The organism is Pseudoalteromonas sp. S4741 (genome assembly GCF_005886135.1).
In the GTDB taxonomy this organism is placed as follows: Bacteria; Pseudomonadota; Gammaproteobacteria; order Enterobacterales; family Alteromonadaceae; genus Pseudoalteromonas; species Pseudoalteromonas tetraodonis.
In genome coordinates this window covers 1-25076 of sequence record NZ_PNCN01000119.1, presented here as the reverse complement: position 1 = coordinate 25076, position 25076 = coordinate 1, and the positions used below count along the sequence as shown (strand labels likewise).

General features: G+C 38.8%; 26 protein-coding genes and 1 pseudogene. 17 read left to right on the top strand and 10 right to left on the bottom strand.

The genetic code is table 11. The features are described 5' to 3' along the window. Both CWC30_RS15130 and CWC30_RS15125 read left to right on the top strand, forming a co-directional pair. On the top strand, positions 1–130 hold a 130-nt coding region (locus CWC30_RS15130; protein WP_171034732.1), incomplete at its 5' end, for an IS3 family transposase. Positions 131–785: 655 nt separating this feature from the next. Further along, positions 786–1223 (top strand): hypothetical protein, encoded by a 438-nt coding sequence (locus CWC30_RS15125; RefSeq protein WP_013463093.1) that lies wholly within the window; start codon positions 786–788, stop codon positions 1221–1223. A gap of 43 nt (positions 1224–1266) precedes the next feature. On the opposite strand, the pseudogene CWC30_RS19270 reads toward CWC30_RS15125, so the two are convergent. Continuing rightward, positions 1267–1608, bottom strand: a pseudogene (locus tag CWC30_RS19270) (DUF4879 domain-containing protein); the annotation flags it as partial. A 1179-nt stretch (positions 1609–2787) separates the two neighbouring features. Continuing rightward, complete coding sequence (gene trhA / locus CWC30_RS15115; RefSeq protein ID WP_138627509.1) at positions 2788–3417, bottom strand: PAQR family membrane homeostasis protein TrhA; 630 nt, start codon at positions 3415–3417, stop codon at positions 2788–2790. A gap of 281 nt (positions 3418–3698) precedes the next feature. Between trhA and CWC30_RS15110 the strand changes: the two genes are divergently transcribed. From CWC30_RS15110 to CWC30_RS15040, 15 genes are all read left to right on the top strand, one after another. Further along, entirely contained in the window at positions 3699–3977 is a 279-nt protein-coding gene (locus tag CWC30_RS15110) for a hypothetical protein (RefSeq protein ID WP_138627508.1), read from the top strand. A 210-nt stretch (positions 3978–4187) separates the two neighbouring features. Further along, entirely contained in the window at positions 4188–4784 is a 597-nt protein-coding gene (locus CWC30_RS15105; RefSeq protein WP_138562412.1) for an LON peptidase substrate-binding domain-containing protein, read from the top strand. Between the two features lie 70 nt (positions 4785–4854). Further along, complete coding sequence (locus CWC30_RS15100; RefSeq protein ID WP_036983976.1) at positions 4855–5478, top strand: sigma-70 family RNA polymerase sigma factor; 624 nt, start codon at positions 4855–4857, stop codon at positions 5476–5478. Further along, a complete protein-coding gene (locus CWC30_RS15095) occupies positions 5471–6136 on the top strand; it encodes a ChrR family anti-sigma-E factor (RefSeq protein ID WP_138627507.1) in 666 nt (221 codons plus the stop codon). Before CWC30_RS15100 ends, CWC30_RS15095 begins: the two co-directional genes overlap by 8 nt. 8 nt (positions 6137–6144) lie before the next feature. Beyond that, the gene (locus CWC30_RS15090) at positions 6145–7098 is read left to right on the top strand and encodes a YbgA family protein (protein ID WP_036983978.1); all 954 of its coding nucleotides are present in this window, start codon (positions 6145–6147) and stop codon (positions 7096–7098) included. Then, positions 7098–8492, top strand: a complete 1395-nt coding sequence (phrB, locus tag CWC30_RS15085; RefSeq protein WP_069439704.1) for a deoxyribodipyrimidine photo-lyase — start codon at positions 7098–7100, stop codon at positions 8490–8492. Before CWC30_RS15090 ends, phrB begins: the two co-directional genes overlap by 1 nt. Position 8493: 1 nt before the next feature. Next, a complete protein-coding gene (locus tag CWC30_RS15080; protein ID WP_069439705.1) occupies positions 8494–8922 on the top strand; it encodes a nuclear transport factor 2 family protein in 429 nt (142 codons plus the stop codon). Positions 8923–8924: 2 nt separating this feature from the next. Continuing rightward, positions 8925–9635, top strand: a complete 711-nt coding sequence (locus tag CWC30_RS15075) for an SDR family NAD(P)-dependent oxidoreductase (RefSeq protein ID WP_138627506.1) — start codon at positions 8925–8927, stop codon at positions 9633–9635. Continuing rightward, the gene (locus CWC30_RS15070; protein ID WP_036983982.1) at positions 9632–10885 is read left to right on the top strand and encodes an NAD(P)/FAD-dependent oxidoreductase; all 1254 of its coding nucleotides are present in this window, start codon (positions 9632–9634) and stop codon (positions 10883–10885) included. Before CWC30_RS15075 ends, CWC30_RS15070 begins: the two co-directional genes overlap by 4 nt. Continuing rightward, entirely contained in the window at positions 10878–11615 is a 738-nt protein-coding gene (locus CWC30_RS15065; protein WP_138627505.1) for a DUF1365 domain-containing protein, read from the top strand. Before CWC30_RS15070 ends, CWC30_RS15065 begins: the two co-directional genes overlap by 8 nt. Before the next feature lie 49 nt (positions 11616–11664). After that, positions 11665–12927 carry an SAM-dependent methyltransferase gene (locus CWC30_RS15060; protein ID WP_138627504.1) on the top strand — a complete coding sequence of 421 codons (1263 nt, stop codon included), beginning with the start codon at positions 11665–11667 and terminating at the stop codon, positions 12925–12927. Then, on the top strand, positions 12905–13405 hold the full coding sequence (locus CWC30_RS15055; RefSeq protein ID WP_138627510.1) for a DUF2878 domain-containing protein: 501 nt from the start codon (positions 12905–12907) through the stop codon (positions 13403–13405). The genes CWC30_RS15060 and CWC30_RS15055 overlap by 23 nt, the downstream gene beginning before the upstream one ends. Before the next feature lie 30 nt (positions 13406–13435). Further along, entirely contained in the window at positions 13436–13924 is a 489-nt protein-coding gene (locus tag CWC30_RS15050; RefSeq protein ID WP_138627503.1) for a chalcone isomerase family protein, read from the top strand. A 1-nt stretch (position 13925) separates the two neighbouring features. Beyond that, a complete protein-coding gene (locus CWC30_RS15045) occupies positions 13926–14465 on the top strand; it encodes a DUF3833 domain-containing protein (protein WP_013463264.1) in 540 nt (179 codons plus the stop codon). A 208-nt stretch (positions 14466–14673) separates the two neighbouring features. Then, complete coding sequence (locus CWC30_RS15040; RefSeq protein WP_008112559.1) at positions 14674–14949, top strand: HU family DNA-binding protein; 276 nt, start codon at positions 14674–14676, stop codon at positions 14947–14949. Between the two features lie 64 nt (positions 14950–15013). Here the strand turns inward: CWC30_RS15040 and ilvN are convergent, their stop codons facing one another. From ilvN to CWC30_RS15000, 8 genes are all read right to left on the bottom strand, one after another. Continuing rightward, a complete protein-coding gene (ilvN, locus tag CWC30_RS15035; RefSeq protein ID WP_013463265.1) occupies positions 15014–15514 on the bottom strand; it encodes an acetolactate synthase small subunit in 501 nt (166 codons plus the stop codon). After that, the gene (locus CWC30_RS15030; RefSeq protein WP_069439709.1) at positions 15514–17238 is read right to left on the bottom strand and encodes an acetolactate synthase 3 large subunit; all 1725 of its coding nucleotides are present in this window, start codon (positions 17236–17238) and stop codon (positions 15514–15516) included. The genes ilvN and CWC30_RS15030 overlap by 1 nt, the downstream gene beginning before the upstream one ends. 462 nt (positions 17239–17700) lie before the next feature. Next, the gene (locus CWC30_RS15025) at positions 17701–18708 is read right to left on the bottom strand and encodes an isocitrate dehydrogenase (protein WP_036983988.1); all 1008 of its coding nucleotides are present in this window, start codon (positions 18706–18708) and stop codon (positions 17701–17703) included. A gap of 179 nt (positions 18709–18887) precedes the next feature. Beyond that, the gene (locus tag CWC30_RS15020) at positions 18888–20570 is read right to left on the bottom strand and encodes a hypothetical protein (RefSeq protein ID WP_138627502.1); all 1683 of its coding nucleotides are present in this window, start codon (positions 20568–20570) and stop codon (positions 18888–18890) included. Continuing rightward, a complete protein-coding gene (locus CWC30_RS15015; protein ID WP_036983990.1) occupies positions 20570–20965 on the bottom strand; it encodes a DUF3192 domain-containing protein in 396 nt (131 codons plus the stop codon). Before CWC30_RS15015 ends, CWC30_RS15020 begins: the two co-directional genes overlap by 1 nt. Before the next feature lie 69 nt (positions 20966–21034). Further along, entirely contained in the window at positions 21035–21808 is a 774-nt protein-coding gene (gene xni, locus CWC30_RS15010) for a flap endonuclease Xni (protein WP_138627501.1), read from the bottom strand. An 8-nt stretch (positions 21809–21816) separates the two neighbouring features. Continuing rightward, complete coding sequence (gene ppnN, locus CWC30_RS15005; RefSeq protein ID WP_138627500.1) at positions 21817–23160, bottom strand: nucleotide 5'-monophosphate nucleosidase PpnN; 1344 nt, start codon at positions 23158–23160, stop codon at positions 21817–21819. A gap of 77 nt (positions 23161–23237) precedes the next feature. Beyond that, positions 23238–24746, bottom strand: a complete 1509-nt coding sequence (locus CWC30_RS15000) for a GGDEF domain-containing protein (RefSeq protein WP_138627499.1) — start codon at positions 24744–24746, stop codon at positions 23238–23240. Between the last annotated feature and the right edge of the window lie 330 nt (positions 24747–25076).

Here is a 25076-nt window from a genome sequence, read left to right as displayed (position 1 = left end):
ATACGCAACGTTAGAGTGGGTCAATTGGTTTAATAATCAACGCTTATTATCTTCAATTGGGTATATTTCACCAGCTCAATATGAAACAGACTACTATGATAATTTAAACGAGTCAGGTAAAGTGGCCTGACTTAAACAAACTGGTCTCCGATGAACTCGGGGCGATTCATTCGACAGCGTGCCTATTATCTCATTTTGTCATACACAGTTTTCATCTAAAATAACCTGTTGCGCCTTTAAAAATAGGCGTATACGCTTTGTTTACACCCGTATACATCAGAGGTATTTTAGAATGGCTATTCTAAGCATCCGAATTGACGATAAATTAAAAGAGTATTAAAGATTTAGCGCTCGTCTCTCAGGAGACTGTACACGAAGTTGAACTAAATATTCAGCGGCTAAATGAATCGCTTAAAAATGCAAATCACTTAAAAGAAATCAAAAAATTGAAATGGATATTGATTTCTATATCCCTCATCTTTGTATCAATCTCGATCCCAATATTTCACTTTAATATTGCTTATTTCAAAACCTTCTTTTATTAGGCTTTATCCTGAATAATTTAAGGCCTATGAGCCAAGCCTATTAGTAAATATTCCAGTTACCGGAAAGCCTTTGCCGTCCAACACCTCTGTATTAAGCTTTTCACTTTACGATGAATTACCTTCAACAACTTAATTTAAATAAACTTTTTAAAGGCGTTTTCAAAAGACTATAAGTGTATAATTATGGCGCAGGTTTTGCAGTTAATATCACTCATACGATCATACTAAGGAAAAGAACCTATGCGAGTTGATGCAAACGTACATTATTTTAATGGGAACCAGCGTACCAAGCCTTCAACAGAGGCCTCAACGTCATTTTCGGCTGCATTAACAGCAGCACAAACAGACAATGATAAGACTGACAGCAGCACAAAACAGGCGGATTTCACTAGTATGACCCGGCAAGAAATGCGGGACTGGGCCAACACTCAAATCCGCAATGGAGAAATGTCTCTCGATGACGGCAGGCCTTTCATGGCTATGACTATGAAAATACCCGTAAATGGAGGCGAACTGGCAGGTGCACACAGTGATGAAACACGATATAACTTCATTCAAAAAACGCGTGATGGCATCCAAGGCGCACTGTCACGCAATGACGAGACTACTTTGAAGATGTTAGAATCAGCTATGTCTATCATGCAAGACAAAAGTACTGGTGTTAACATTCGTATTTAGAAATATAAAAAGGCCAGAATGTCTGGCCTACATCATTAATAAATCAAAGAATACTGATCTGGACTGACATAGTATTCCATGGCGAATTAGTCGAAGTATTTTGGTATTTGAATAATCCGTTTTGATGACCATCGACATTGTATTCATTGAGGAAACCCACGACAGTTTGCCCAGCGGTACAAGGCCATGTGTAATTACTACCAGTCACACAAACAGGCGTACTTGAGTACATTGTGGAACTCGGAAGTAACCCACCGTTCATCCAAGCAATATGATTATAACCATAACCAATTTCTAAAACAGCAGTACGCAGCTGCTCTCCCCCATGATCACATGCAGTTGTTGTCATACCAACAGTGGACTCCCACCCACAATCAGTTGAACCAACAGCATATACTCACATTGAAGATAGCGGCGGAGCTGATGCTCGAGCCATTAATTCAGACTCCATGCGGATGTTTTTGATTTCGGCAGGAGCTGGAGCATTCTGACTAGTGAGTACAGGAAGGGAGGTAATTACTTGTTGACTGCGCGGAACTTCCTCAGCATAACTCATATTACTTACACCAGTTGCTATGACTACAGATAGCAGGCAATTAATTAAATTTATTTTCATAGTCCTTGAATTTCCCTTTTAATATCAATTGAAAGGTATTTATAGTTCACGCCTTTAGCATTGTCAAAAAATGAAAACATAATGATAAATAATTAATTTTTATATTTGTTAACTGATAGCAGAAAATCAAACACAAGACCTTCATCCAACAACTGAGTTTCACCGGTGAAACTTTAATTTTAGCGGCTAAAATAATGGGGTATCACACTTTGACCTGCAATACCCCCTACCTAACAATTAACCTATTAAACTTATAACCAATTGGGCTACAGAAATTAGGGAAATTAAATTAATAGAAAACCTTCCTTCTACTTTCACTTTATAATGAATATCTATTTTCATTCGCGTGCTCATTAATATTGATAGTGCCCCAACCGCAGTGTAATCTTAAATTGCCGTAAAAGATTGGCGGTTAGAACGTGGCATCCATGCCATTTTACTATCGTTGATTTTCAACCAGGCCTCGTGCCTGGTTACCTTCATTTTTTATGTTTCTTTGATACTAACAAAATTTTTTAACTATCTGCGGCGCTGAAAAAATTAACCTGTCGCCTTAGTTCCGCTTAATCATAATTTAACGCATAGCACTTTTACGAATAAGCAAAAGGTGAGTATTTATTAAAATAATTGCCGGTGTATCTACCATTTCACATTAAAAACAGGTGCGGCGGCACTCTAGGTTACACTGTCGTATTAACCTAGAGGCCTTGCCATGTAAGCGCTAATAACGAATTGCACACGGGAAAGTTACACGCGTGATGTGAACGGTACTTTTGAACGGACTCGATAAAGTTATTGAATAAACAGGTCTGATAAACACAGCCGTACGTATTGCTATCTGTGCGTTGCTAATTTAGAAAAGTCCCTGACACGTTTCTGTCCAAAAACGAGTTTACTCGACCGTCTGTTTCTCGCTCAAACTAGACTAATCTAAATGGCTTAACCAGCCTAATAAACATAGTTACTGATCGAAATATAATGGCTAACACATCCACCAATAACAAAAAGGTGCCAAATAGCATGGCTATATTGAGTACTTTTAGCACTATAAAAAATAGTACCTACACTATAAAATAAGCCGCCAGCCAATAGCCAGTATAGTGCGTTGATAGGTAAGTTTGAATAAAGTGGGTATATAATTGCCAGTGCAAACCAGCCCATTAATAAATAGGTAGCGAGTGACACTTTTTTATTGCCATTTTTAACAAGCAGTTTATAAGCAACACCGGCTAAAGCTACTGTCCAAATAAATACCAAGGTGGCCCAAGACCAGAGCCCAGATAACGACAGCAACAAAAAGGGCGTGTAGGTGCCTGCAATCAGTAAATAGATGGCGCAATGATCACATTTTTTGTAAAACGCTCTCAATCTTGGGCGCACACTGGCGTGATAAAGCGTTGAAGATAAAAATAAAATTAGTAAGCTACTGCCGTACATCAGAGTACTGGCATAGCTTTTCACACTATTAGTTTGTTTAACTAAATCCCAAAAAACAAAAGCAGCAAATACAATGCCTAAGGCATGACTAATAACATTTAACAGCTCTTCTTTTTTAGAATAGGGAGCTTCAACAGACATAACAGATCCTACCACTTTCCGAATGATTTTTAGTGTACAGGTGTACGCTGAAACTTTCAAATACGAAATAAAGTCATTAATTTACTGAACATTAACAAACACACTATTATTTGGTTTTATTTTTAAATTCATTGGTCAAAATTACTAATCTAGATTTTGTGGATTTCTTTTAAATTTACTTATTTAATTTTAAAACAATGACTTATAAAGTTTTTCCATTATGGCATAGCCCTTGATAGTAACTAAGTGTACTAACCAATAAACAAACAAGGAATACTATTATGAAAACTTCAATCAACATCACAATCGCAAGCTTACTTGTATTAGGCTCAACTCAGGTTAACGCGACAGAAGTCGATTTAAATATTACAGATATGCTAACTAATACTGTGTCTACTTATGTGTCACAGGCAAGCAACGAACTTGAAAAGTCAGTAAAAGAAGCTGTTTATTTTGATGCCCACGCTATTTTAGATGGTTTATTACAAACCAACCCAGTTGTTGATAATAGTGGCATTGATGAAAAGCAACTTGTAGTAAAAACACAACAAAAGCAATAAAAATAGGGAATAAGTGATGAACAGCGAGTTCGAATTGTTAGCCCTGATGTTGGCGCCAGTGGCAAGTGTACTGAGTGTATATTACATCGCTTACATGATAAAAAATGTGGGAACGAGGTTTAATTAGCGAATACACTTACACGGTAAAACAATCGATGTAACTAAAGCTGATCGACTTCAATAGAGCGCACGTAAATAAAGGCAGAGTGTTTGAAAGAAGTAGACTTTATGAAACGTGCGATTTTCCCATTACCTATTTTTATATTACCTGAAGGCTATACGCGATTACGTATATTTGAGCCTCGTTATTTGACGATGGTTAAAAACGCATTAAAAACAAACAGCGGTTTTGTACTTTGCACCTTCGAACACGACACACCATTTAATATAAGCGCCCAAGGGTGTTTAATGGATATTATTGATTTCGACCAAGACGAAAGCGGTATGCTGTTGATTGATGTTTTTGCATCAAAAAGTGTGCAACTAGATAACGTGTACCAAGACGAACAGGAGTTACGCTATGGTGAGGTCTCTGCGTGCAATACACCTTATTGGTACAATAGCAGTAATCATGACATTGGCGAACATCAACTACTTCAAGTGGCATTAGAAGAAGTATTCTCTAATAATTCACAGCTACAGTCTCTTTATAAACATACCCAGTTTAATCAACTTACTTGGGTTGTTGCCAGATGGCTTGAGCTTCTCCCTATTTCTATTGAGAAAAAACAACAACTTGCATTTGAAACTAATTTTGATAACTTGCTGAATTTCCTCCATACTGTGATTAATAATGAATTTGCCTAAAATAATTATGATCCGCTTATATTCTTAGCTCGTAATGGTACTTACAAAAGCTATAACGGGACATTTTACTATGGTAAGTCAACAACAAATATTACGTTGTGAACCTAACACAGGTAAGTATACTGCCATGCCAGAAACGCCAAGTACGGAGCTCAGGGAAGCATTAGTTAATGTAGCCCAATCTCGCGATAAAAAATCTTTCGCGTACTTGTTTGAATATTTTGCACCAAAGATCAAACGCTTTGGCATTAAGCAGTTTGGTGTAGAAGCCCAAGCAATGGAGTTGGTGCAAGAAACGCTCACTTCAGTGTGGCGAAAAGCGCATTTGTACAACAGCGACAAAGGCGCAGCCACTACGTGGGTTTATACGGTAATGCGTAATGCGTCCTTTGATATGCTTCGAAAGATGAAAAGCAACAAAGAAGAAAATATCAGCGAAGACATCTGGCCGTTATTGAATGAATCAGAAGATACACATCACGAATACAGTGACCACCTTGAAGATAAACAAATTAAGCGCTACCTAGATAAACTGCCACAAGCGCAAAGAGAAGTGGTACGCGGTGTTTACTTTCAAGATATGTCGCAAGAGCAGCTTGCTCAACAATTAAACATTCCAGTAGGCACGGTAAAATCACGATTACGTCTAGCCTTGCAGAAATTACGTAATGAAATGGGAGATCAGCATGATTAAACATCACCCGAGTGAAACACTACTTACACAATACTGTGCAGCAACACTTCCCGCATCACTAAGCTTAGCCGTATCTATTCATGTAGACATGTGCCCAATATGCCAAGCTGAGGTTGAAAAACTCGAGGCAAGTAATGCAAAAGCAGTGTTTAGTGACAACATGAATGTTAATAACGATGAGCAAAGCGACGATATAGCGGACTCAGGGTTGCTTGAATTAATCACGTCAGACGATTCGATTGATGAAGTTTATGCTGTTGAACCTGTTACTATTGATGTGAATGACCATAATTACAGCTTACCAAGAGCATTAACACGTATTTCTTATAGCAAATTTATACAAGTAGGTAAGCTTGCTCGTTCACGTATAGCGCTTGACGATGGGCATTTGCGCTCGAGTTTATTGCACATAGACGCAGGCGGCGAAATTCCTGAGCATACACATACAGGTTTTGAAGTTACGCTACTTCTTGATGGCGAATTTACAGATGAAGAAGGCAGTTATGTACCAGGTGATTTTATTTGGCAAGATGGCCGTCATCAACATACTCCTTTAACAAAAGAGGGATGTTTGTGCTTTACTGTTGTTAGTAGTGCGCTACATTTTAATAAAGGACTTAGCAAGTTACTTAACCCAATTGGTGGCTTGATTTATTAAGAGAATCTATGCAAACAGATACAATAAAAATAGGTATTAGCGCCTGCTTAGCAGGCGAAAAGGTAAGATTTGACAGCGGCCACAAAAAATCTAACTTTTGTATGGAAGAGTTGGCAAAACATGTTGAATATAAAATGTATTGTCCTGAGGTTGCGGTAGGTTTACCAATACCCCGACCAACAATTCGTCAAGTAAAAACAGGCGATACAATTAAAGTGTGTCGTCCGGATGGTACGGGAGATGTTGGCCCGCAGCTCACAGAATACGGTAAAAAAATAGCTACAGAACAAGCGGGGCATCTAAGTGGATTCGTTTTTTGTGCTAAGAGCCCAAGCTGTGGCATGGAGCGGGTAAAAATCTACAATGAAGCAGGAACGGGTAACACCTCTGAGGGCGTTGGCTTCTTTGCTGAACAAATCATGAAACACAATCCTTTACTACCTTGCGAAGAAAATGGACGTTTAAATGACGTTCATTTACGCGAGAATTTTGTAATGCGTGTTTATACATTACATAACTGGCAACAGTTAGTGAAAGAGCCGGTTACTGTACATCGTTTGACCCAGTTCCATGCTCAATACAAATACTTGTTAATGGCTCATAATTATCAAGCGTATCGTGATTTAGGCAATCTACTTGGAACGTTTGTAGGTGATGATGTTAATGCTCTAGCCGACGAGTACATTTTAGGTTTAATGACCGCGCTTAAACGACCTGCTTCAAGAAAAAATAATTCTAACACGTTGATGCATTTGCAAGGTTACTTCAAAAAAGATTTATCAAAAATCGAAAAAGAAGAAATGCGAGATGCAATAGACGAGTATCGCCAAGGGTTGGTGCCGCTTTATGTACCACTAACCTTGCTTAAACATCATTTAAAGGTTCACCCGAATGAGTATTTAAGCAAGCAAATATACTTTAACCCTTATCCTAATGAACTTAAGCTACGTTACGGTTTGTAATGAATACATTATTTTGGTTTAGGCGCGATTTGCGCCTTTTTTCTAACGAAGCGCTTATTGAAGCGCTAAATAATGGTGCTAAACACGCCATTTTTTTTGTGTGCGAAAAACAATGGGCACAGCATAATACTGCCCCAATTCAAATTGACTTACTAAAACGCAGAGTCAGTTATATCCGTGAAAAATTAGCTGAGTATGGCATTAATTTACACGTGATAGAGGCTCCTTATTTCACAGACTGCCAAACTAAGCTTCTCGATTTTTGTCAGCAGTATGAGATTAAACACATAATAGCCAATAAAGAATATGAACTTAATGAGTTTAATAGAGATAAAGCGATTCAAGCGCAATGCGATCAACAGCAAATAACATTTACTTTATACGAGGGTGATATCATTGCTCCCGTAGGTAGTGTACGCACTCAAAATAATGAAATGTATAAAGTGTTTACGCCCTTTAAGCGGGCGTGGCTAAAACAGTATCAAGATACTCACTTTAGCTTGGTGCCGTGGCCATTATCTTCAAATCCTATTGAGATTGAATCGTGTGAATTACTCAGCAGTGATGACAGCTCAAAAAAATGGCCGGTTGATGACGACACTTTAGCTAATGTGGTCGATAATTTTATCCATGATAAATTAGCAAGTTATGATGATGTACGCGATATACCTAGTGTAAAAGGAACATCGGGTTTAAGCCCCTATTTAGCATTAGGGGTTGTTAGCAGTAAGCAGTTAATGGTTAATATACAACAACATTACCCCGATATACTGACCACCTCAAAAAGTAAAACGTTTACCTGGGTTAACGAGCTGATCTGGCGTGAATTTTATAAACATTTAATTGCTGAATTCCCAAAACTTTCACGCGGTGCCAATTTTAACGAAAAGTACGATAGTGTGAGTTGGCGTGACAGTGACGCTGAGTTTAAGCAATGGTGCGAAGGCCGTACAGGCTATCCACTTGTTGATGCCGCCATGCAACAGCTATTGCAAACAGGCTGGATGCATAATCGTTTAAGAATGGTGGTTGCGAGTTTTTTAACTAAGCACCTACTGATTGATTGGCGCAAAGGCGAGCAGTTTTTTATGCAGCATCTTATTGATGGCGATTTAGCCTCAAACAATGGTGGTTGGCAATGGGCTGCAAGTACCGGCTGTGACGCACAACCTTACTTTAGGGTATTTAACCCTATTACTCAAAGTGAACGCTTTGATCCAAATGGTGATTTTATCCGTAAATATCTGCCTGAATTACAAAAAGTGCCAGATAAACACATTCATTTCCCACATACTTACTTAGCAGCAACGGGACAAAGTGAACACTGTTACTGGCCAGCAATAGTTGATCATAAAGCGGCACGAGCGAGGGCTTTAGCTGCATTTAAGGTGTGATATGGATAACCAATTATCAGTCGATAAATTTGTAGAAATATATCAAAAGCTTGATAAAGATAACCTAGAGTTATTAACTGAAATTTACGCTCAAAACATTCACTTTATAGATCCGCTGCACGAGATTAATGGCCTTGAAGATTTAAGGCGTTATTTTTGTGGTTTATATAGTAATGTTAAGCATTGTCGATTTGACATAACCGACTCATTTACCAACGATAATAATGCATTTGTATACTGGACAATGCATTATTCTCACCCAAAACTTAACGCGGGCAATACAATTTCAGTGCAAGGGCACAGTAAACTAGTATTTGAAGGTGCGAAAATTATTAATCACCGCGATTACTTTAACGCTGGAGAGCTTTTGTATAAGCATATTCCATTACTGGGCAACATTATTAATTTTATTGATAAAAGGGCTGGTTAACTATGATTACCCTTATTACAGGTGCAACGTCGGGTATTGGTGAGCAACTTGCTATTAAGTATGCCGATCAGGGTGATACAGTGATCGCCTGCGGGCGTAATACGCAAAAGCTCGCTGAACTTGCCAAACATAACAACATAGAAACCTGCCAGTTTGATGCAACCAATTTGCAAGATATAAAAGCGGCAACGTTAGGGTACACTCAATTTGACCGCGTAATTCTCAATGCTGGCAACTGCGAGTATGTTGACGATGCACGTAATTTTGATAGCGCCTTATTTGAGCGTGTTATTAACGTTAATTTGTTATCAATGGGTTACTGCTTAGAGGCGCTTTTGCCAAAAATAGTCTCTGGTGGGCAATTAGTAATGGTTAGTTCAAGTGTTACTTATTTACCATTACCACGTTCAGAAGCCTACGGTGCATCAAAGGCAGGCGTTAGCTATTTAGCTAAAACCCTTGCGGTTGATTTAAACGATGTTGATGTAACACTAGTACACCCTGGTTTTGTAAAAACACCGCTTACAGACAAAAATGATTTCCCTATGCCGATGGCTGTTAGTGCTGAAAAAGCGGCTGACTATATAATAAAAGGCGTTAACAAACGTCGTAAAGAAGTTCATTTCCCCTATCGTTTTACATTTATACTTAAAGCATTGCGAATATTGCCACTTTCGCTTTGGCTTAAAATTGCAAAAGGATTAACCCGTTGAAAAAAATAGCAATAATTGGGACTGGCGTATCAGGTTTAACCTGCGGACATTTACTGCACAAGCATTACGATGTCACATTATTTGAAAAAAATGATTATATTGGTGGTCACACCGCAACTGTAGATGTAGAGCACAGCGGTATTAATTACGCGATAGATACGGGGTTTATTGTATTTAATGATAGAACGTATCCTTATTTTGAAAAGTTGCTTAAACGCATTGGTGTGAAACGTAAACCGACCCAAATGAGTTTTAGTGTGCATAACGAGGCAACCGGCTTTGAATACAATGGGCATACATTTAGTAGTTTATTTGCTCAACGCAGAAATATAGTTAGACCTAAATTTTGGCGTTTATTGTATGACATCGTGCGTTTTAATAAGTTATGTAAGGCTTTGCACGCAAAAGGTCACTACACAGAGCAATCACTAGGTCAATTATTACAACAACATCGTTTTAATGATTTCTTTAAATATCACTACATTTTACCTATGGGTGCTGCCATTTGGTCTACTAGCATTAAAGAAATGGAAAATGTAGGGGTTGAGTTTTTTGTAAAGTTTTTCTTTAACCATGGTTTGCTAGACATTACCAATAGACCTCAATGGTACGTTATTCCCGGTGGCTCTCGTGAATACATTAAACCGTTGATAGCTGGTTTTGCTGATAAAATACAGTTAAACACTGACATTAAATCGGTAACCAGAGACGAGCAGGGAGCCACCATTACATTTGTTGATGGCCAGCAAGCCCTGTTTGATAAGGTTATTTTTGCGTGTCATTCAGATCAAGCGTTAGCGTTACTTGGTGATGCCTGCGAGCAAGAAAATAAGGTGTTGGGTGCTATTCCATACACTGAGAACTCGGTGGTATTGCATACCGATGTTTCACTATTACCAGATAGAAAAGCCGCATGGGCAAGTTGGAATTATTTGCTCAATAACAATACCGATAAAGCGGCGGTGGTTACTTATCAAATGAATATACTTCAAGGGATCAAATCAGATACACAGTTCTGCGTTACCTTGAACCACTTAGAAGGTATTAATCAGAGTAAAATTTTACGTGAATTTACCTATCATCATCCTGTGTTCAATCAACAATCTATTGCCGCTCAACAGCAAAAGCATACCGTTGATGGACAAAATAACACGTACTTTTGCGGAGCGTATTGGTATAACGGCTTTCATGAGGATGGTGTGCGCAGCGCCGTTGATGTGGCCAAGCAACTTGGAGTAGAGTTTGACTAATGCAGTGTATTTAGGCGATGTTAAACATCGCCGTTTTGCTGTTAAACATCACGCGTTTAATTACCCGCTTTATATGATGTGGGTTGATTTAAATAATACTCATGCGCTTAATGGCGTCCATAAGCAGCTTGGAACTTCAGGGTTTAAAGCATTGAAGTTTGAGCAATCTGATTATTTAAAAGGGTTACCCGGTAGTCATCATCAGCCCATCATAGAGCGAGCTCATGCGCAGCTAGCCCAGTTAGGGGTAGATGAGAAATTTAGCCATGTGTACTTGCTAGGGCAGTTACGCTGCTTGGGTATTTACTTTAGCCCCGTTAACTTTTATTTTTTTGGCCATGACGATAATCAATTTAGCTACATGCTGGCCGAGGTAAGTAATACCCCATGGAATGAGCGACATTACTACTTGGTTCCACTACAAAAAAAAGTGAACTTTAAGAAAGTTTTTTCCGTATCACCCTTTATGAATTTGGATATGAACTATCATTGGACTGTTCGACAAAAGAAAGACAATATACTGATACGTATAGAAAATAAGCGAGATGAAGAACTACTTTTTGATGCTTCGTTAAGGTTACAGCGCCAACCCTTGTGCAATAAACAAATGAGCAAGTTGTTGAAGCGCTTTCCTGCAATGACATGGTCTATTTTCAGAGGTATTTACTATCAGGCATTTAAATTGTTTGTTAAAAAAGTCCCTTTTTTAGGTCATTCAGGCAAACTTTAAATTTAATTTATGTTGTTTTATAAGTAATAACAATAATATAGGTAAGTATATGGAAAAGGTATCGAGCTTACGCGTTCAGGAACGCACCAGTTGGTTTACTAATTTTTATAAAAAGTTAGTGTTTAAAGCGTTCTCGTCAATTGATACAGGTCAAATAGTGCTTGTAGACAATAATCAGCAGTCTGTATTTGGCGATACGTCATCAGAGCTTAAAGTAACGGTAACCGTTAATGATACTGCTATGTATAAAGCATTTGCGCTGTCGGGAAGTATTGGCGCGGGAGAATCCTACATATTAGGGCAGTGGCAGTGTGATAACTTAACTCGGTTGATAGAAATTTTTGCAATAAACCAAGACCAACTAGACGCATTTGAAAAGAAATTCGCTTTTTTTAGTAACATCGCTCATCGTATAAACCACATTAAAAATAAAAATTCTCACTCGGGTTCTAAAAAGAATATTGTTGCACACTACGACTTAGGCAATGACTTATACGAGTCTTTTTTAAGCAAAGAAATGCTTTACTCAAGTGCCGTATACCCAAGTAAAGACGCCACCCTCGAGCAAGCACAGCAATACAAACTACAGCGTATTTGTGAACAAGTCGAGTTACAACAAGGCGACACCGTCATTGAAATTGGTACAGGTTGGGGAGCATTTGCAATTTACGCGGCTACTCACTACGAATGCCATGTAACAACCACTACCATCTCTGATGAGCAGCACGATTATGTTGCAAATAAAATTAAAGAGCTTGGGCTTGAAAACAAAATAACCTTGCTCAAACAAGATTACCGTTTACTAACCGGTAAATACGATAAGCTAGTATCAATTGAGATGATAGAAGCGGTTGGTCATGAGTACTTGCCTAGTTTTTTCACTCAGTGCGGTCAGCTATTAAAAGACGATGGTGCTATGCTTATTCAAGCAATTACAATTAGCGATCAGCGTTACCAACATTATTTAAAAAATTCTGACTTTATTCAGCAGTATATTTTCCCTGGTGGGTGCTTGCCTTCGCTCAACGAAATGAGTGAGCAAATAAAAAATCATACCGATATGAATATCCACACAGTTAACGATATTGGTGTTCACTACGCAAGAACCCTTGCTGATTGGCGAGATCGTTTCATTGCAAGTTGGCCAAACCTCGATAGTAATAAATTTGATGAGCGATTTTATCGTTTATGGCTATTTTATTTTGCTTATTGCGAGGGCGCATTTAGAACTCGCGCAACAAGTACCGTGCATTTAATGGCACGCAAACCCCGTTTTACGAGTAGTAATGATGAGATTGCACTCGCTTATTAATTTTGTTCTGTTTCAAGTAGTGTGGTTTTTATGCCTACTGCTTGAACAGCACTCACTTATCTATTCAACTGTTATCATTGCATTAATGTTTTATTTGTCAGCGCAAAAAAAACAGGATGCTTTTTTGCTTCTAAAGTGCTTACCACTAGCCTTACTAAGTGAATTTATCGCGGTTAAGTTCGGTCTGATTGAATTTAAAGTAGCGCCATTTCCGCTTTGGTTAGTGTTTTTATGGGCTGCTTTATTGCTATGTATTAACACCTCAATGTCGTTTTTAACAACCCTTAAACCTTGGCAAGCGTTTATTGTATGTTTAGCGTTTGCACCAGGAAGTTACTGGGCGGGGGCGCGATTCGACGTGTTAGAACTCGGCTTGCCGCTATGGCAATTTTGGCCTTTATACGGTGCTTTATGGGCTGCAACGTTTAGCGTTATTTTATTTATTAACGGTAAAATTGGCGCGTTTATTAAGCAATAAAACAATTGTATTTACTGCTTGGAGCTGATTATGAAAACGCTTTTAAATTTAGTACTAATTTATGCCCTGTTTAACCATGTTGCTTATGCTGATACCCAGTTTAACAAAGTGGGCGAGGCACGTATGGAATACCTTTTTTGGGATGTTTATGATGCAACGCTTTTTACTCCCTCTGGATCTTATAGTCCCAAGCAAACGCCAGTTAAATTTACTTTAACTTACCTGCGAGACTTTGATGCTAAAGACATTGTAAAAGCCACTAAAGAGCAATGGCAACATTTAGGTAAATCACAATTATCAGCTCGCTATGCAGATAAATTATTAGCGATATGGCCAGACATTAAAAAGGGTGAATCGTTAACCTTACTGACCGATCAGCAAGGACACAGTATTTTCTTTCACAATGACAATGAAATAGGCCGCATAGAAGACACCACTTTTGCAGATGACTTTTTAGCTATTTGGCTAAGTGAGAACACCTCAGAACCATCGATTAGAAATCAACTTTTAGGGATTTAATATGATTAATCTAAAACGTATCAAAGTAACTTTGCTGCTGGTAGTAAGCTTCTTTATTGCAAGTTGTTCAGCGCCGAGTGTAGAGCACTACAAAGGCTCAGAGCCTAATTTCGATTTTAAGACTTTTTTTAGCGGCGATTTAAAAGCCTACGGTGTTGTACAAGACTTTAAAGGCGAATTAACCCGTAAGCTTGTTGTAGACTTGAGCGCTACGTGGGATGGCAACCAAGGCGTTATTGAGGAAGACTTCGTTTATGATGACGGCGAAACCCAAAAACGTATTTGGAAAATAACCTTAAACGACGACAACACGTTAACCGGTACTGCTTCTGATGTTTTAGGTACGGCCACAGGCAAAAGTGAAGGCAGTGTTTTTCATTGGAACTACAATGTGGAAATTCCTTATGATGGCAGCACTTTTGAAGTTAACTTTGACGATTGGATGTATTTAGTCACCAACACGCGCTTGATAAACCGCACATCTATTGTTAAGTTTGGCGTTGAGGTCGGGGAAGTGACCTTAGTAATTGAAAAAATATAGCGACTCATCACAGTGCATAGCTGCACTATATTTGTGCTTAAATTAAGTTTTTGTTAACCCAACTCGCTGTATTTTACAGTGAATTATTATAATTTTACTAATTTTTTAGTATTTAAGTTAAAAAACGTAATTTGCTGTTGCTAACTCTTCGAAAATGCATAAAGATAGGATTTGCGAAGGCAAAATAATAACGAATAGGAATCTAATAATGAACAAAGCTCAACTAGTTGAAAAAATCTCTACTGACGCAGAAATCTCTAAAGCAGCCGCTACACGTGCACTTGATGCATTCACAGGCGCTGTAACTTCTTCACTAAAAGAAGGCAACTCTGTTGCATTAGTTGGTTTTGGTACTTTTTCAGTTAAAGAACGTGCTGCTCGTACAGGCCGTAACCCACAAACAGGTGCAGAAATCCAAATTTCAGCAGCGACTATTCCAAGCTTTAAACCAGGTAAAGGTCTTAAAGACCAAGTAAACCTATAAGGTTTAGGTTTATAAAAATAATAAAAGGGCTATTAAGCCCTTTTTTTTGCCGTAAATTTAACGCTTATTTAGCTTTAAGCGCCTTATCTCCGCGACCAATGCCGACCGCGCCAGAGCGAACCACTTCTATAATGTCTGTTTCATGACGTAAGGTATCTAAAAACGACTCTATTTTGTCGGTACTGCTTACCAATTGTAGGCTGTAACTTTGACGCCCCATATCTAAAATAGCGCCCTGAAATACATCTACAACCCGCGTTACAGCAGCGCGTGTAGCTTCATCTTGAGCAAATACTTTTACTAATAACAGTTCGCGCTCTATGTGGCTCATTTCGGTTAAATCAATCACCTTAAGTACATCGACCAGTTTATTTACCTGTTTGGTGATTTGCTCAACAATTCTATCATCGCCTTTAGTGGTGACAGTAATACGCGAGAGTGATTCATCATCAGTGGTTCCAACAGTTAAACTATCAATGTTGTAAGCTCGTTGAGAAAAAAGCCCCACTATACGTGATAACGCACCGGGTTCATTTTCTAATAATATAGATAATATACGACGCATTATGCCTTTACTCCTTTTCTTAACCACATTTCATCGATGCCACCGTGCTTAATTTGCATCGGGTAAACATGTTCTTTTTCGTCTACTAAAATATCTAAAAACACTAATCTATCAGTTATCGACATGGCTTTGTCTATTGCTGGCTGTAATTCATCCAGTGTATTGACTCGTATTCCTACATGGCCGTAGCTTTGTACAAGTTTTACAAAGTCAGGAAGTGATTCCATATAGGAAGAGGAGTGTCTGCCGCCATAAATCATATCTTGCCATTGTCTAACCATACCTAGTGAACGGTTATTTAACGAGATCACTTTTACCGCTAAGTTGTATTGTAAACAGGTAGAAAGCTCTTGAATGTTCATTTGAATAGAGCCGTCGCCAGTCACACATAAAGACTCTTTATCAGGAAAGGCGAGCTTAACCCCCATTGCAGCCGGTAAACCAAAGCCCATGGTGCCTAAGCCGCCTGAGTTGATCCATTGACGAGGGTGCTTAAATGGATAATACTGCGCCGCAAACATTTGGTGTTGGCCCACATCTGAACTGACATAAGCATCACCATTAGTCGCTTTATAAATAGCCTCTATAACTGCTTGAGGTTTAATTTTATCGCCATCGGTATTGTAGTTTAAGCATTTTTGTTCGCGCCAACTGATCACCTGTCGCCACCAATCTTCTTGTGCACTGCGGTCTATTTTTATTGGGCTTTTATCTATAGCAGTTTGTAACTGTTCAAGTACCGTGGCTAAACAGCCAACAACCGGAATATGTGCTTTTATGGTTTTGGAAATTGAAGTCGGATCGACATCTACATGCACGATAGTGGCATTAGGGCAAAACTTTTGTACGTTATTGGTAACCCGATCATCGAATCGTGCGCCAAGGGCTAAAATAACATCAGCATTGGCCATGGCTTTATTTGCTTCTAATGTACCGTGCATACCCAACATACCAATAAAGTTAGGATGAATGCCTGATATACCGCCTAGTCCCATTAGGGTATTGGTAATAGGGGCATTAAGCGATTCGACTAAGTGGGTTAGTTGCTCTGATGTATTTGAAAGCACAATTCCGCCACCAGAATAAATAACCAGCTTTTTCGCTTCTAAAATAGCAGCAACGGCCTTACGAATTTGTTTAGAGTGACCCTTGGTATTAGGGTTGTAGGTTCTAAGTTCTGTTGCCGCTGGAAAGTTGTAAGCAAAGGTTAGCTCAGGGTTAAGCATGTCTTTAGGAAGTTCAACGACAACTGGGCCTGGGCGACCTGAGCTGGCAATATAAAAGGCTTTAGCAAGAATATTGGGAATTTCACTAGCGCTTCTACAATTAAAGCTATGCTTTACGATAGGGCGAGAGCAGCCAACAATATCCGTTTCTTGAAACGCGTCATCGCCAATTAAGTTGGTTGGCACTTGACCTGATAACACCACCATCGGAATAGAATCCATATACGCAGTTGCTATGCCTGTTACACAGTTTGTTGCCCCCGGTCCAGAAGTGGCAAGTACAACACCGACTTCACCGGTTGCTCTTGCGTAACCATCGGCCATGTGTGTGGCGGCCTGTTCGTGACGGACTAAAATATGTTCAATATCATCTTGCTGAAATAGCGCATCATATAAGTCTAATACTGAGCCACCGGGGTAACCGAATATATACTTAACGTTTAACTCTTTTAATGACTTAACAACCAATTCAGAGCCATTATATTCTTGTTTACTCATCCTCATTCCTCTGTTGACTGATTTATGCAAAAAAAAACCCCCGCGTAGTGCGAGGGTTTAAAAAAGCATGTTTCACCTTTTAATACATCCCCGCTGGGCTTATCACTAAGACCAGTACGAGTAAGACTAAAAGACGAAATTGTGTGTTCATAATGTGTTGCTCTTTAAAATAAAATGCTGTTTAAATTACAATTTTTGTATGTGGTTATTTTTAAGGCTTTTGCGCGCTCATGTCAACCCAAAACTAAAGTTTTTGGATTAAAAATTCATTTTTATATCTTTTTTAATCTTAAATTCTAATTGCTGTGAAGTATTCTCACATTAAAAGCAGAAATTATGCATTTTTAATTTTAAGGAGTAGGGAGCTTAAATACACATTAACTACATTAAAGTGATACAGGCGGTTTTGAGCAGGCATAAAAAAAGCCAACAGATGTTGGCTTTATAACTCAATTATACTTGTTACAGACGGTCGATTACTGACTGAGTGAAGTCAGTTGTACCATGGCTGCCGCCTAAATCGCGAGTAGTACGGTCGCCTGATTTAATTACATCAGCCACTGCGCTACGAATGCGCTCTGCCGTATCGCCCATATTTAAATGCTCTAGCATTTGAATAGACGCTAAAATAACTGACGTTGGATTTGCTAGGTTTTTACCTGCAATATCAGGTGCGCTACCGTGAACAGCTTCAAAGATAGCCGCATTTTCACCAATGTTAGCACCAGGCGCCATGCCTAAACCACCAACTAAACCAGCACATAAATCAGATAAAATATCGCCGAATAGGTTAGTCGTTACAATTACGTCAAACTCTTCCGGTGTCATTACTAGTTTCATACAGGTTGCATCAACAATCATTTCAGTTGATTCAATCTCAGGGTAACGTTCAGCCACTTCACGAGCAACTTTTAAGAACAAACCCGATGTTGATTTTAAAATATTTGCTTTATGAACAGCGGTTACTTTTTTACGGCCTTCGCGTACAGCTAGCTCGTATGCAAAAGTAACGATTTTTTCAGCGCCTTCACGCGTGATAACAGACATTGCCTCAGCTTCGTTGCCATCAGCACTCACTACTTGACCTGCACCTGAGTACATACCTTGGGTATTTTCACGAACAGTAATAATATCAATGTCATCGTAACGTGCTTTAGTACCTGCGAACGACTTCACAGGACGAACATTAGCGTATAAACCAAACTGTTTACGAAGTGTTACATTGATTGATGTAAAGCCTTCGCCTACAGGGGTCGTTAATGGACCTTTTAAAGTGATTTTATTTTTAGCAATCGTGTCAATTGTCTCTTGTGGAAGCAATTCGCCCGTTTTTTCAAGCGCAGCGAGGCCAGCGTCAACAAATTCATAATCAAAATCGCATCCTGCGGCTTTTAGTATTTCAAGTGCTGAGTCGATAATGCTTGGGCCGATGCCGTCGCCTTTGATCACTGTTATGGTTTGTTTGGCCATGAACTTTTCCTTTAAAGATTTGGATACACACATAAATAAAAAATACTCACAGAGTTTAGACTACTTATATGACAGGGGTGCTAAATTTAAGCCGGCATTTATACCAATTTATTGAACATTTTGCCAGTTTATACTGCAAATACAGGGTATAAATTAAATTTATAGCGATAATAAGTCAGCTAAATACTATTGTGCAGACCTAATTGCTGCAGGGATTGATAAAAAATGGCCTCACTTTTCCAGCCATGGCGGGTGAGTTGTTGATTTAATATCTGCTGTTGCCATGCTGTTAATGGCTGGTTAGGTTTAAGTACGCGCTGGGCTACAACTTTTAAAGCTGCCCACAACTTAGCGCTATCATCGAGCTGCTTTTTAGGCAATGTTTCAGCTTTTAATAACGCTATTGCCCAGGGGTCGCTACTAAGTAATTCATTAAGCTCATTAGTTAAATGAGGGGTATCAACATTGTTTATGCCAAAAAAAGTGCATATTGGCGTATCTAAGGATTTATTCGGTGTTTGGTCTAGGGTGATTTTTCTAGAAACTTCTGGGCTGTAATTAATTAATAGATAATATAAATAGGCATATAGGCTCAAACTAATGCGTTCACTTTGCAAATTTTTATCGTGTTTTACTAGCAGCTTTACAATGTTGACTAAACAACCCATGCGGGTACACAAAAATGTATGTAAAGGATGGGCAATACTATTTACCAACTGCTCGAAAACCATGCCTTGAATAATCGCAGGGGCCTTATCGTAACCCACCATAGACAAGCTATGCCTTAAATCTTTTGCCGGTTGCAGCTCTTTATTATACTGTTTTACTGCATGGCACACTGATTTTATAACATTAGGATAAGGGGTAAGTAATGTATTTAATGCTTTGTAATTGTACTCTTGTTGGTTTTTTATTCGTTTAACTAATTCGTACAAAGAGGACTGTGTATTGTCACTCTTATGAACAATATGCAGGTATTCACTGTCCCAAACTTTTAAAAACAAGCGATCGTCATTACACGGCCATGCCTTTGAGCCATCCTCTAATGATGCTTTTATTCGATACCAGGCCATTTTTGTATTGGCATTATTAACGATAATATGACGGCCTGCCGAATCTGTAGCCAAATAAATCATTGTTTGGTCCGCATAAACCACTTGGCTACCTGGTACATATTGTCCAACGTGTGCCACTAAGTCTTTTAATAGTCTCTGTGCAAATGTGTTGGGGGTTCTTATGTACAAATCAGCTACTGCTTTATAAAAACTAATATGCTGCTGTTTTGCGTTGCAGGTTACGTTAAGCGCCAAAATATTTGCCAAAGCAACCAATACACTGGCTCCGTCATAAAGCATGATTTTAGGCGTGTTTAATAATGCGTGTTTGTATTTGGCTAGTTTAGCTAAAATATGGGCAATTTGATGTGCTGGTTGTTGTGATGTCAATATCACTTTGGCTGCGAGTTTATGGCGTAACTGCCACATTTTAGTGTCGGTATTAGTAAATGTTTGCTGTTGGGCTAGTTTATTCAACTGATCAGCAACACAAAGGTGTTCCACCAATGAGGCACTGATATAAAGCTCTGTTAAGTGTTTATCGTAATTTTGGCTAGCACTTAATGCACAAGTTAAAACACATTGATTAACCACTACATTGGTTGCAAAGCTATAGTGTGTTTTATACAAATTGAGCTGAGCTTGTAACGCTGCTGGGTTTTGTTTATATAACGCTGCGTATTGCTCTGCAAGTTTACAAACAATCGGATAAAAAGTATGCCACTGGTTTTTATTATTATGTGAACTTAAAAGCAACTGTGTGCTTTCGAGTAGCTTGTTTAGGTTACCCGACAGTGGTGCTTCCATTAAATTGTTCCATCATTTTGTTCAAGGTATTTTTCATAAGCACTTGGGCCCCACATTATTAGTTGGCCGTTTTTAAATAATAACCCGGTACATTCATCCATGGTGGTAATGCCATCCGAGGTTTTATGTTGTGTACGATAAAATAAAACTTGCCACACCTGTTCACCATCGCGCTTGGCGTAGGTTAAATCTGGGCTGCCTAAATATTCAAGCACAGCATTTAGCGTAAAAGCATCTTCTAAGCGCAGTTTTTCAATATAGCGTTTATTGAATGCTTCGCGGTCTTGCCAAATCATTGCTTGTGGATCGTCTTTATAAAACATAATAACCGACGTGGCTATTAATGCATATAAACCTAATCCCAATATCAAATACCTAAAAAACTTCTTAAACATTGCCTACCCAGACCAAGATAACTATTACTAGTATACGTATTGCGATCGTTCAGTGCCATTAACTTGCGACTAATTAAGCCTTAACTGCTTTAAACTAAAGCCTAAGTGGATATCAGTACGCAAACTCACCAGTTGTTTAGAAATAACAAACATATCCATATCATCAGCAAGCTTTTTTTGTAAGCGCGCACTTAATGATTCATCGCTTAATGCCTCTTCGAGAGTGTTGTACTGATTCACCAATTGTTGCGCCGATTTAACACCAATGCCTTTAACACCTGGAATGTCATTGGTTTTGTCTCCTGCCAGAGCCCAAAAGTCTATTAGTTTGTGTTGTGCTACGCCAAAACGTTCTTGGATATGCTGCTGTGTGAGCTGTTGCTTTTTAAAGTAATCATACACTTCAATTTGCTCATTTAAATGCGGTAAAAACCCTTTATCGGTAGAGACAATAGTGTTGTTTATCTGATTGTTGGCGGCTTTATGGGCTAATGTTGCAATAATATCATCGGCTTCATCGTTAGTCGGTTCAAATACCACAATGCCGGTTTCTTCAATGGCCGCTTTAAAATGTGGCAAGGCTTCTTTTAACGTTTGTGGCATCGGGGCGCGCGAATGTTTGTAATCTTTGTAAAAGTGATAGCGCCAACTTTTATCGCCATCAAATACAGCAATTGCATGGGTTGCATTAGTGGTTGTTATGAGTTTTTTGCAGGCATGTGCTACTCGAGCGCAGCATGCTTTTAACATATGTTCGTTGCTGTGATGCGTTTGGTTAGCATCAACAGCATAGATGCGTCTAATTAAATTAAGCGCATCAATAAGAAGTAAATGGGGATTCAATTATAAACTCACGCTTTTATTGTATAACAAGGAATATACTTACTGCCAGGGAGCTTCATTCTACCTTGTTCTACAAACGCTTGTAAAAGTGTGTCCATTGCTTTCATTAAATCAGGCTCGCCACTGAGGACATACGGGCCGTATTTTTTAATCGCATGTAAACCTTCTTCTTTTACATTTCCCGCCACTATTCCCGAAAACGCACGGCGTAAATTAGCTGCTAACTGTTGTTTGGGTTGATCAAGGTGCAAATCAAGCGACGCCATAGCCTCATGAGAGGGGTAAAAAGGTTGCTGAAAATCACTGTCTATTTTCAAGGTCCAGTTAAAGTAATATGCATCCCCTTGGCTTTTACGGTATTCGCGTACACCATTCATTGCCGACTTTAACTTTTGACTTACTAATTGAGGGTCATCAATAATTACTTCAAATTTATCTAGGGCTGCATCGCCTAAAGTCATTTGAATGAATTGACACAGCTCCTCAAAGTAAGCTTCACTTTGTTTTGGACCGGTAAGAATAACAGGTAAACATTGCTTTTCGTTTTCAGGGTGCAACAAAATGCCTAATAAATACAATAGTTCTTCAGCTGTGCCTGCACCACCAGGAAAAATAATAATGGCATGAGCGGTGCGAACAAAGGCCTCAAGCCGCTTTTCAATATCGGGTAAAATAACCAGTTCATTCACAATCGGGTTAGGTGGCTCAGCTGCAATAATACTGGGCTCAGTTAAACCTAAATAACGGTTGTTAGTTATACGTTGTTTGGCATGACCAATAGTGGCGCCTTTCATCGGGCCTTTCATTGCACCAGGCCCACAGCCAGTACAAATATTTAACCCGCGCAAGCCTAATTCGTAACCTACTTGTTTAGTGTATTTATATTCTATTTCGTTAATAGAGTGGCCGCCCCAACATACAATCATGTTAGGTTCACTATTTACTTTAAGAGCGTCGGCATTTCTAAGCATGTCAAAAACCATGTGGGTAATGGCTTTAGTTTCTTTGAGATTTTTTTCATACTTTTGGCAAATAAATAAGATATCGCGAATAACCGAAAATATGTGCTCATGTATGCCGGTGACTATGTGCCCGTCAACGAAGGCCGTTTGCGGCGGGTTCTCTAATTCAATTTTAATACCGCGTTCACGGCTTACCAAACGAATATCAAAATCTTTATGTTTTTCGTATATATCATTACTTACATCGGTATGGCTGCCTACATTAAGCACAGCTAAAACACAATTTCTGAATAACCTGTAGCGTTCGCTTGTTGATGACTGTTCTAGTAGGTCTACTTCTAGCTGCGATAATAAATCTAATACCCCTGTTGGGTTTAACTGTATTAGCATCGGCATTCTCCTTGAAACTTCTTGGGTAAATTTACTGCGTAATTATGCCTTGTACTCAAAAGTAGAAATGCATAACACTATTTACTAATGCACAGACGATCCCGGCCTGAATTTTTAGCATCGTATAAAGCTTGATCGGCTCTATCAAATGCTTTTAGAGGGGTATCTCCCTCTTTAAATTGGGTTGCGCCTATCGAAACAGTAATTTCAATTTGTTTGTCTTTAAATTTAAACGGTATCTTTTTAATAGACTGTTTTAATTTATTGAGGTGCGCTGTCGCGTTTTCAAGTGAAGTGCGTGGCATTAATAGCACAAACTCTTCGCCGCCATAGCGTGCAATAAAGTCTGATTGCCTAATCGACTTTTGCAACGCTTTGGCAATAACTTGTAAAGTAATATCGCCCGCAGTATGGCCAAATCGATCGTTGATTGATTTAAAATGGTCGACGTCTATAACAACTAGCGTTATGTCTGAGGGTTGTTCGTTAAATAAATTAATTTCGTAGTTGTAACGCTCATCAAATGCCGCGCGATTAGGCAGTTTTGTCAGGCTGTCGAGTAAGCTTTTAAATCGTTGCTCATTTAAACGTTTTTTATAGTTACTGACTTTGTTTTCTAAGCTATTAATTCTTTCATTTATTTGTGTAAAGCTGGCAACTAAAATTCTGCGATCTTTTTGTTCGAGTTGCTCTTTTTCTAAAATATCTGCACTGAGTGAGCGTAACTCGTTTTCAACTAGCTGCTTTAACGCTGTGATTGAGGTCGCATTTTTTGTTTGTGTATTTAGACTTTCTAGCTTTTCACCAATGCGTTTATTTATTAAGTCAAATTCAACATTCATCGATTGAGAGTGTTCACTGGTTGATACCAATGAGCGATGCAGCTCTTCAAGTGTTTGGTTTAATGAAGCTAAAAAGCTTTGCGCTGATTCACGTTCAACGTGAAAACTTTTAACAATTAAAGTAATCACATCTATTGCGGCATCAAGTAGCTGGTCAACGGCTTTATTTTTAGCAATGCGTTTTTTTATTAAATACAGTGATTCGTTGGCTTCTTCTTCTAGTTCGAGCTCACTAACTAATTTAAACAGCTTTTCAGTGAGCACACTTAAATTGGGTGGTTTAAAGGTATTATTGCTTTTAGCAATTAAAGCTTGATGATAAAAGGTGATCAATTGGTTTAATATTGGGATAAACCCATGCACCGATTGTATATCGTCAAGTTGGTTATCTAATAAATGACGCAGCGTTCTGCGGGTTTCGTCAGGCAGGCCTTTCGTTTGTTGTAACTGTTTTCCTGCATTTTGTACGCTGGTTAACAGGTCGCGTTGATGCGCAAGTTGAATCGCTTCCTGATTTTTTAGCAAAGCTAAAATATCATCTATCAAAGGAGAGAAGTCTTCAAAATCCATTCCTTTGTTTAATGCGCTACGGAACTTTGCTAGGCGGTTATCAAGCTCAATATCAAGCCCTTTACAGCTTAAAGATAACTTAGCTGCAAAGTTAGAAAGGGTACTCACTTGATGTTTACGTGCGCTTTCTATTACTTTTCTACTGTCGATTGCTTGCTTTAGTTTTTGTTCCACCGTATTGGAGCTCCTAGACACCTACACACCATTATCTTAATACCTTTATTGTTTTAGTTTACAACAAAAACATATTAATAGTAGGTATGAGATCAAAAACTTAATGTTTTTAGGGTCTGTTTATCTTTCGAGGTTGATTTTGCAGCAGTGCGTTTGGTTTTTAGGCAAGGCAGAGCCTACGTAGTGTGGTTATTCCCCATAAATAGGCGATAACGCAGCATAAATGCCAAACGCGCGCTGCCCTTTGGGTTCTTCCTAGGTGCGATTTACTCTTTGTTGCCTACATGGATGTAGGTAAGGGGCGTGAGCAGGACGCGGAAGCTTTGCTCG

Coding starts and splice junctions, on each gene's coding strand:
- CWC30_RS15090 (WP_036983978.1), top strand. CDS start 6,145: ATGCAAACAGATACAATAAAAATAGGTATTAGCGCCTGCTTAGCAGGC.
- CWC30_RS15055 (WP_138627510.1), top strand. CDS start 12,905: ATGAGATTGCACTCGCTTATTAATTTTGTTCTGTTTCAAGTAGTGTGG.
- CWC30_RS15110 (WP_138627508.1), top strand. CDS start 3,699: ATGAAAACTTCAATCAACATCACAATCGCAAGCTTACTTGTATTAGGC.
- CWC30_RS15050 (WP_138627503.1), top strand. CDS start 13,436: ATGAAAACGCTTTTAAATTTAGTACTAATTTATGCCCTGTTTAACCAT.
- phrB (WP_069439704.1), top strand. CDS start 7,098: ATGAATACATTATTTTGGTTTAGGCGCGATTTGCGCCTTTTTTCTAAC.
- CWC30_RS15040 (WP_008112559.1), top strand. CDS start 14,674: ATGAACAAAGCTCAACTAGTTGAAAAAATCTCTACTGACGCAGAAATC.
- CWC30_RS15080 (WP_069439705.1), top strand. CDS start 8,494: ATGGATAACCAATTATCAGTCGATAAATTTGTAGAAATATATCAAAAG.
- ppnN (WP_138627500.1), bottom strand. CDS start 23,160: ATGCTAATACAGTTAAACCCAACAGGGGTATTAGATTTATTATCGCAG.
- CWC30_RS15095 (WP_138627507.1), top strand. CDS start 5,471: ATGATTAAACATCACCCGAGTGAAACACTACTTACACAATACTGTGCA.
- CWC30_RS15020 (WP_138627502.1), bottom strand. CDS start 20,570: ATGGAAGCACCACTGTCGGGTAACCTAAACAAGCTACTCGAAAGCACA.
- CWC30_RS15045 (WP_013463264.1), top strand. CDS start 13,926: ATGATTAATCTAAAACGTATCAAAGTAACTTTGCTGCTGGTAGTAAGC.
- ilvN (WP_013463265.1), bottom strand. CDS start 15,514: ATGCGTCGTATATTATCTATATTATTAGAAAATGAACCCGGTGCGTTA.
- trhA (WP_138627509.1), bottom strand. CDS start 3,417: ATGTCTGTTGAAGCTCCCTATTCTAAAAAAGAAGAGCTGTTAAATGTT.
- CWC30_RS15015 (WP_036983990.1), bottom strand. CDS start 20,965: ATGTTTAAGAAGTTTTTTAGGTATTTGATATTGGGATTAGGTTTATAT.
- CWC30_RS15030 (WP_069439709.1), bottom strand. CDS start 17,238: ATGAGTAAACAAGAATATAATGGCTCTGAATTGGTTGTTAAGTCATTA.
- CWC30_RS15100 (WP_036983976.1), top strand. CDS start 4,855: ATGGTAAGTCAACAACAAATATTACGTTGTGAACCTAACACAGGTAAG.
- CWC30_RS15025 (WP_036983988.1), bottom strand. CDS start 18,708: ATGGCCAAACAAACCATAACAGTGATCAAAGGCGACGGCATCGGCCCA.
- CWC30_RS15075 (WP_138627506.1), top strand. CDS start 8,925: ATGATTACCCTTATTACAGGTGCAACGTCGGGTATTGGTGAGCAACTT.
- CWC30_RS15125 (WP_013463093.1), top strand. CDS start 786: ATGCGAGTTGATGCAAACGTACATTATTTTAATGGGAACCAGCGTACC.
- CWC30_RS15060 (WP_138627504.1), top strand. CDS start 11,665: ATGGAAAAGGTATCGAGCTTACGCGTTCAGGAACGCACCAGTTGGTTT.